At 40.1% G+C, this 7,220-nt stretch carries 4 protein-coding genes; all 4 read left to right on the top strand.

From position 1 onward, the window contains the following. Positions 1-101 precede the first annotated feature (101 nt). Complete coding sequence (locus WN50_RS11145; protein WP_235440917.1) at positions 102-1,961, top strand: response regulator; 1,860 nt, start codon at positions 102-104, stop codon at positions 1,959-1,961. Positions 1,962-2,161: 200 nt separating this feature from the next. Next, a complete protein-coding gene (locus WN50_RS11150; protein ID WP_046277782.1) occupies positions 2,162-5,956 on the top strand; it encodes a PAS domain S-box protein in 3,795 nt (1,264 codons plus the stop codon). Next, positions 5,953-6,330 (top strand): response regulator, encoded by a 378-nt coding sequence (locus tag WN50_RS11155; protein WP_046277783.1) that lies wholly within the window; start codon positions 5,953-5,955, stop codon positions 6,328-6,330. The genes WN50_RS11150 and WN50_RS11155 overlap by 4 nt, the downstream gene beginning before the upstream one ends. 449 nt (positions 6,331-6,779) lie before the next feature. Then, the gene (locus WN50_RS11160; RefSeq protein WP_160315370.1) at positions 6,780-7,187 is read left to right on the top strand and encodes a response regulator; all 408 of its coding nucleotides are present in this window, start codon (positions 6,780-6,782) and stop codon (positions 7,185-7,187) included. Positions 7,188-7,220: the final 33 nt, after the last annotated feature.

A 7,220-nucleotide genomic window follows, 5' to 3' on the forward strand; every position in this document is an offset into this window, starting at 1 on the left:
AGGGTTTTTTCCAGAGAGGATACTGTTGGCAGTAATCTGAGTGTGTTTCATGCCGGAAAAATATTAGAGAATGGAACAGTAATAAGTTGCGGTTGAGTCCGATGAAAAAATCTCCGATCAAAATTCTATTGGTAGAGGATGACTCCTTACTGAGTGAAGCTTTAACAAAAGTGTTAGAAGCCAATCACTATATTGTTGAGTTAGCAAGCGATGGAGAAGCCGGACTCAGCCTGGCAACACAGGTCGAATATGACCTAATTTTACTCGATGTACAGCTTCCTAAACAAGATGGAATTAGTGTCGTGCGAGAACTGCGATCGCACAGTTATTCCAAACCGATATTACTTTTAACCGCTAAAAATTCTGATACTGATATTATAGCAGGCTTTGATGCGGGTGCGGATGATTATCTCAGCAAACCTTACCAACCCGATGTTTTATTAGCCAGAATGCGAACCTTATTACGGCGAAGTGGTGCAATTTTACCTAAAACTTTACCTCAAAATCCATCGGATATGTTAACTTGGGGAAAGCTTTGTTTAGACTTACATTCGGGGCGAGTTACGTTTAATGATCAGGTGATTTCGCTCACCGCAACTGAATATAATTTGTTAAAATTGTTTCTGGGAAATCCTGAACGGATTTTTAGTCGTAATGCGATTTTAGATCGACTTTGGGGATTTGATAATGCTCCCACCGATCGCGCCATTATTACTCACGTTAAAGATGTCCGAAAGAAACTCAAAACAGGCGGTTTAAGCGAAGAAATAATCGAAACCGTTTATGGGATGGGATATCGCCTCAAACCTCGCCCCATAGCTGTATCCTCTGATGATAATACTTCAGAACATCATAGTCCTCAAAATAAGCAATTAAATCTTGACAAACTCCTGGAACGCTTTCGGGGTATGTTTAACGAACGAGTCGCTGTATTAGAACAGGCAAAAATCGCATTTTTAGCGGGAAATATAGAACCAGAATTACACCAAACAGCCCAACAGGAAGCCCATAAACTTGCAGGTTCAATGGCATCCTTTGGATATCCTGAAGCTTCAAAAATTGCCCGAACTCTCGAACATTTTTTGAGGAATAATCCTCCCTTTACGCCTGAAGAAATTACCCAGTTTTCCCAAGGAGTTACCGCGTTAAAACAAGAGTGGGCTAAACCTCCGATGCCTGCCAAAGCTTCTTTAGTGGCGATGGTTTCCAACTCTCAAGTCTTAGTCATTGATGATGATCAAGCCTTAACAGAACAACTGCAAAGCGAATCTATAGCCTGGGGACTTCACATCAAGATTGCACCCAATTGTAGCACAGCTCGTTCCTATCTTACACGTTCCACACCTGATGTTATTTTACTCGATTTAAGCTTTCCGACAACCGAAGAAGATGGATTAATCCTACTGCGAGAACTTACCGAAAAATTGCCCAATCTTCCGATTATTGTCTTTACGGGACGAGATAGCCTCGCCGATCGATTAGCCGTTTCTCGTTTAGGCGCCAAACAATTTTTACATAAACCCGCTACCCCTGAACAAATTTTTCAAGCCATTACCCGTGTTTTAAATAAAACTCAACCTTTAAGCGCAAAAGTCTTAATTGTTGATGATGATCCTGTTATTTTAACTCATTTATCCACAATATTAACACCTTGGGGTTTAGAAGTCATTCCGTTAAATGAACCCCAACATTTTTGGGAAAAATTACTGATAACTTCGCCTGATTTAATCCTATTAGATCTAGAAATGCCCGAAGTTAGTGGATTAGAATTGTGTCAAGTGGTGCGACAAGATACCCAGTGGGGAGATTTGCCGATTTTAGTAGTAACGGCTTGCACCGATGCAGACTCCCTGCAACAAGCCTTTAGTGCGGGTGCGGATGATTTTATTACCAAACCCATATTAGGGCCAGAACTTGTAGCACGGGTACTCAGTCGCATTGAACGCGATCGCAAAAGGTAGAAAAAATTTGCATGAAAAATCGTCAATAACTTATTAATAAAGTTGAAAACTTACATCTTAATGGTGAAATCATAGATATCATAGCAGTATAAAAGCCCAAGATAGACATTTTTTGTGAGAAAAATTCACCCTCTTTCTACCTTTGTGTCTTTGTGGTGTTTCTACTTTCTCTAATGAAGCGCTTTAGCGCAACAACAAACATGAAACCCAATCAACCCTTGCCTTACGCAGTTGCCCTGTGCTTAACAGCCATTGCCCTTTTACTGACACTCTGGCTAAAACCCCTTCTGTCACCAATTATTAGTCCGCTTTTTTACATCGCTATTATTATCAGTAGTTGGTATGGCGGTTTTCGACCCGGAATAGTTGCGGTTTTCCTGTCAACTCTAGCAATCAGTTATTTTTTTCGGGTTCCCCTTCATCAGAATTGGATAACAAACCCACAGGATCTATTACAGTTAACTCTTTTTCTGACTGTTGGGATGGTGATTAACTTTGTAACAGGAAATCTTAAAAATAGCAAAAAAAAGGTTGAACGACTCAGCCAACAATTAGCCCAAAAAAACGCCGAACAATTGCGGATGGCCCTGTCAGCAGCACAGATGGGACTATGGGACTGGAATCTGGTGACAGGAGAGATTAAATGGTCGCCGGAACATGAACAGTTATTGGGGTTAACTCTCGGTACATTTGATGGCAAATATGAGACATTTGATCAATGTTTGCATCCCGATGATCGCCCAGGATTAAATCAAGCCGTACAGCAGGCTTTACAAACTCGCAGCACCTACCACCATGAATTTCGGGTGATTTGGCCTGATGGTAGCATTCACTGGATGGAAGGACGAGGACACGCTTTTTATGATACCATCGGTCAAGCTGTGCGAATGTCAGGAACGATTTTAAATATTAATGAACGCAAGCAAGCCCAAATTTTACAGCAACAGCAATTTGAGCAACAACGCCTGATCCTGGATATGACACAACGTATTCGGCGATCGCTCAATTTACAGGATATTTTACAAACTACTGTTGATGAAGTGCGAGAGTTTCTTCAAGTGGATCGGGTGATTATTTTTCAGTTTAGTGTTAACTGGGGGGGAACCGTTGAGGTTGAGTCTGTTGTCGATCAAACAATGGCGATTTTACCTTTTGATATTTACGATCCTTGTATTGGGGAAAAATATGTTGAACCGTTTAAACAAGGTTTAGTGACGGCAAAATCTGATATTTACAAGGCTGATATTAGCCCCTGTCATATAGAATTTTTAGCACAATTTAAGATTAGAGCGAATCTGGTTGTCCCGATTCTCAAAGGTGAGGAATTATGGGGATTATTAGCGGCTCACCACTGTAGATCCCCTCGGTTGTGGGAAGATTCTGAAATTGATTTATTGAAACAAATCGCCTCTGTGGTTAGCATAGCGCTTCAGCAATCTGATTTATTTGAACAGGTACAGACTGAATTAACCCAGCGCAAACGAGCAGAAATTGCCCTACAACAACTGAATTCTGAACTTGAACAACGGGTAATAGAACGAACAACACAACTCACAAAACTCAATGAGCGCCTATTAGTTAGCTTACAGGAACAAGAACAAGCCTCCCAATTATTAGCAGAACAAGCGGAACTTTTAGACCTTGCCCATGATAGTATTATCACTTGGAATCTCAACTCAGAGATCACGTTTTGGAATCAAGGTTCTGAGTTCATGTATGGTTGGAAAAAAGCTGAAGCATTGGGACAAGAGACTCATACTCTTTTGAAGACACAATTTGATCAACCGTTAGCCGAGATACAAACACAATTGTTAGAACAGGGGTTTTGGGAAGGAGAACTGATTCATTTCACCAAAGATAATTGCCCAATAACAGTATTAAGTCGTTGGGTTTTGCAAAAAGATAATGCAGGAGAACCGATTAAGGTTCTTGAAATTAACAACGATATTAGCGAACGCAAACAAGCAGAATTAGCCTTACAACAATATAGCCGAGAAGTCGAAGATCTCTACAATAATGCTCCCTGTGGTTATCACTCCCTAGACGCAGCAGGAACAATCGTTAGAATTAATGATACAGAACTCAATTGGCTTGGCTATACCCGTCAGGAAATCCTACACAAAATCAAGTTTTTTGAGCTGATTACCGCCGCAAGTCAACAGGTTTTTCAGAAGAACTTTAACTGCTTTAAACAACAGGGTGTTATTAATAACATAGAATTTGAACTGATTACTAAAACGGGTAATATTTTATGGGTGAGTGTCAATGCCACAGCAATTAAAGATCAAGCCGGAAACTATTTGATGAGTCGTTCAACGGTATTTGATATTAGCGATAGCAAACAAACCGAAATAATCTTACAACAACAAGCCCGACAAGAACAGTTACTTTTTAGCATTACTCAAGCCATCCGCCAATCTTTGGATCTCAATATTATTCTCAATACGGCAGTTACTGAAGTGAGACAGACTTTACAAACAGATCGAGTGGCAATTTACCGTTTTAATCTAGATTGGAGTGGTGATTTTATTGTAGAATCAGTTCAGGAAAATTGGGTAAAATTAGTAGAAAATGGAATAAGCAAAGTTTGGGAAGACACCTATTTACAGGAAACAGAAGGAGGGCGTTTTCGCAATCACGAAAGCTTTGTAATTTCTGATATTTATAAAGCCGAACTTCAGCCCTGCCATATCGAACTTTTAGAACAGTTTCAAGCTAAAAGTTATGTTATCGTCCCGATATTTTCAGGAGAAAATCTTTGGGGTTTATTTGCTATTTACCAAAATTCATCGCCTCGAAACTGGGAATCATGGGAAGTCGAACTCCTAGAAAAAATAGGTAATCAACTGGCGATCGCTATTCAACAATCAGAACTTTATACCCAACTGCAAATCGAACTCCATGAACGCCAACAAACAACAGCTATATTACGAGAATCAGAACGACGTTGGCGATCATTGTTAGATCATGTACAGTTAATTGTTGTCGAACTTGATCTTCAGGGAAGTATTAACTATGTCAATCCTTTTTTCTTAAATATAACTGGATACACTCACGCAGAAGTTTTAGGAAAAAATTGGTTTAAAAACTTTTTCCGGGATTTAGAACAACAAAGGCTGCAAACGATTTTCTCGGAAATATTGACTCAAAATGCTCATCCCTATTATCAAAATTCAATTTTGTCGAAATCGGGCGAAGAAAAATTTATTGCTTGGAATAATACCCGACTGCAAGATTCACAGGGGAAAGTTATTGGTACGATAAGCATTGGCGAAGATATTACTGAACGACAAAAAATCGAACAAATCAAAGATGAATTTATTGGCATTGTTAGCCATGAACTCCGAACCCCATTAACGGCAATTCAAATGTCACTGGGACTCTTAAAAACCGGGATTTATGACAAAAAATCCGACAAGTTTAAACGGATGATAGAGATAGCCCTAATTGATACCAATCGCTTAGTCAATCTAGTTAATGATATTCTCGATTTAGAGCGTTTAGAGTCAGGGCGAACGATTCTCGAAAAAACCATTTTTAAAGCCGCAGATTTGATAAAACAAGCCATAGATGGAATACAAGCGATCGCCACTCAACAGCAAATTACCTTGACATTTACCCCCACCGATGCTGAAGTTTGGGCGGCACCCGATGCGATTATTCAAACCTTGACAAACTTACTCAGTAATGCGATAAAATTCTCACCAGCCCACTCTACCATTCATCTGACTGCTGAATCTCAAATCGACTGTGTTTTATTCAAGGTGAGCGATCAGGGGCGAGGTATTCCTGCTGATAAGCTAGAAACCATTTTTGGACGATTTCAACAAGTTGATGCGTCAGACTCCCGTGAAAAAGGAGGAACTGGCTTAGGATTAACAATTTGTCAGAGTATTATCGAACGACATGATGGAAAAATCTGGGTAGAAAGTCGTTTAGGTGTCGGTAGTACGTTTTTCTTTACTTTACCCTTACCCTCGGAGAATATCAGATGACAAACAGACAAATTCTCGTCGTTGATGATGAAGAACATCTCAGAGAACTGGTACAATTATGCTTAGAAGATCTAGCAGGATGGCAAACATTAACCGCCGGATCAGGAAAAGAATGTTTACGAATTTTACAAACAGAACAACCCAATGCTATTTTGTTAGATGTTTCCATGCCGGAAATGGATGGGTTTATGGTATTTGAACAGCTTCAGTCTAATCCCGTTACCCAATCTATTCCGGTTATATTATTAACCGCAAAAGTGTTACCCAGCGATCGCGCTAAATTTTCTCAGATGGGGGTAGCGGGCGTGATCACCAAACCCATCGAAGCCATGACTCTCACCGAAGAAGTTGCCGAAATATTAGGCTGGGGTTAGTAATGATTAAAAACCCGGTTTCTGCTAGAAACCGGGTTTTTGGGATGTGATCGCAACGGCGCTATATATAGCAGGTCGCGCTGGCTTGTTTACAAGGGTCAAGCCTTGAATGTTACCACCAAGACACAAAGACACAAAGAAGTTGTAAACATTAACCTGCTCATTGCTATAATTCCTCCCTGTTGCCTCCTTGATCACAAAGTTTTGTAACGAGGATCAAATCTTTACCAATTTTTTACCGTTGCTGTCTAGGCTGTTGTCATGTAGAGAACGGTTCTATCTAGATAAGGCGGTTGAGATGAGTTATTTTCCTGGATTAAACAGTGTCGTTGGTGAATCTTCGGATAGAAGTTTCAGCGACAAATTCTATTCACCCTAAGAAAATCCTCAATTTATGCCCCAAAATTTAATGCTTAACGAATACAATGAAGGCTTTATCAGTGGTTAAAATGACCACAAAAACGATTTTAGTGATTCACAACGAACAGAATACAGGGGATATCATCCAGTTATGTCTGACAGATTTGACGGGCTGGAAGGTGCAGTTGGCGAATTCGCTTTTAGAAGGACTACAACAAGTTAAACTCTATCCAGTTGATGCCATTATTTTGGATATTTGCTTCTGTGAAAATGAGGTATTCTTGATGGCAAAAAAATTGAGAATTCAACCCGAAACCGAGAGTATTCCTATATTACTCCCCACGATGCGATCCACATGGTTTGATTGGCAACTGCTCCAACAATATCAAGTTCAAATCGTCGTTGTCAATCCTTTCGATCTCCGCCAACTTCCTGTTAAAATTGCTAAAGTGTTGGGCTGGGATAGTGAACAGTTGTCAGTAACCAGTAACCAGTGACCAGTGTTGTAGGGGCAGGGCTGTTTCATTCTC

The organism is Limnoraphis robusta CS-951 (assembly GCF_000972705.2).

Bases quoted from the DNA above. Each gene is read 5' to 3' on its own strand.
- WN50_RS11150 (WP_046277782.1), top strand. From the start codon at position 2,162: ATGAAACCCAATCAACCCTTGCCTTACGCAGTTGCCCTGTGCTTAACA.
- WN50_RS11160 (WP_160315370.1), top strand. From the start codon at position 6,780: ATGACCACAAAAACGATTTTAGTGATTCACAACGAACAGAATACAGGG.
- WN50_RS11145 (WP_235440917.1), top strand. From the start codon at position 102: ATGAAAAAATCTCCGATCAAAATTCTATTGGTAGAGGATGACTCCTTA.
- WN50_RS11155 (WP_046277783.1), top strand. From the start codon at position 5,953: ATGACAAACAGACAAATTCTCGTCGTTGATGATGAAGAACATCTCAGA.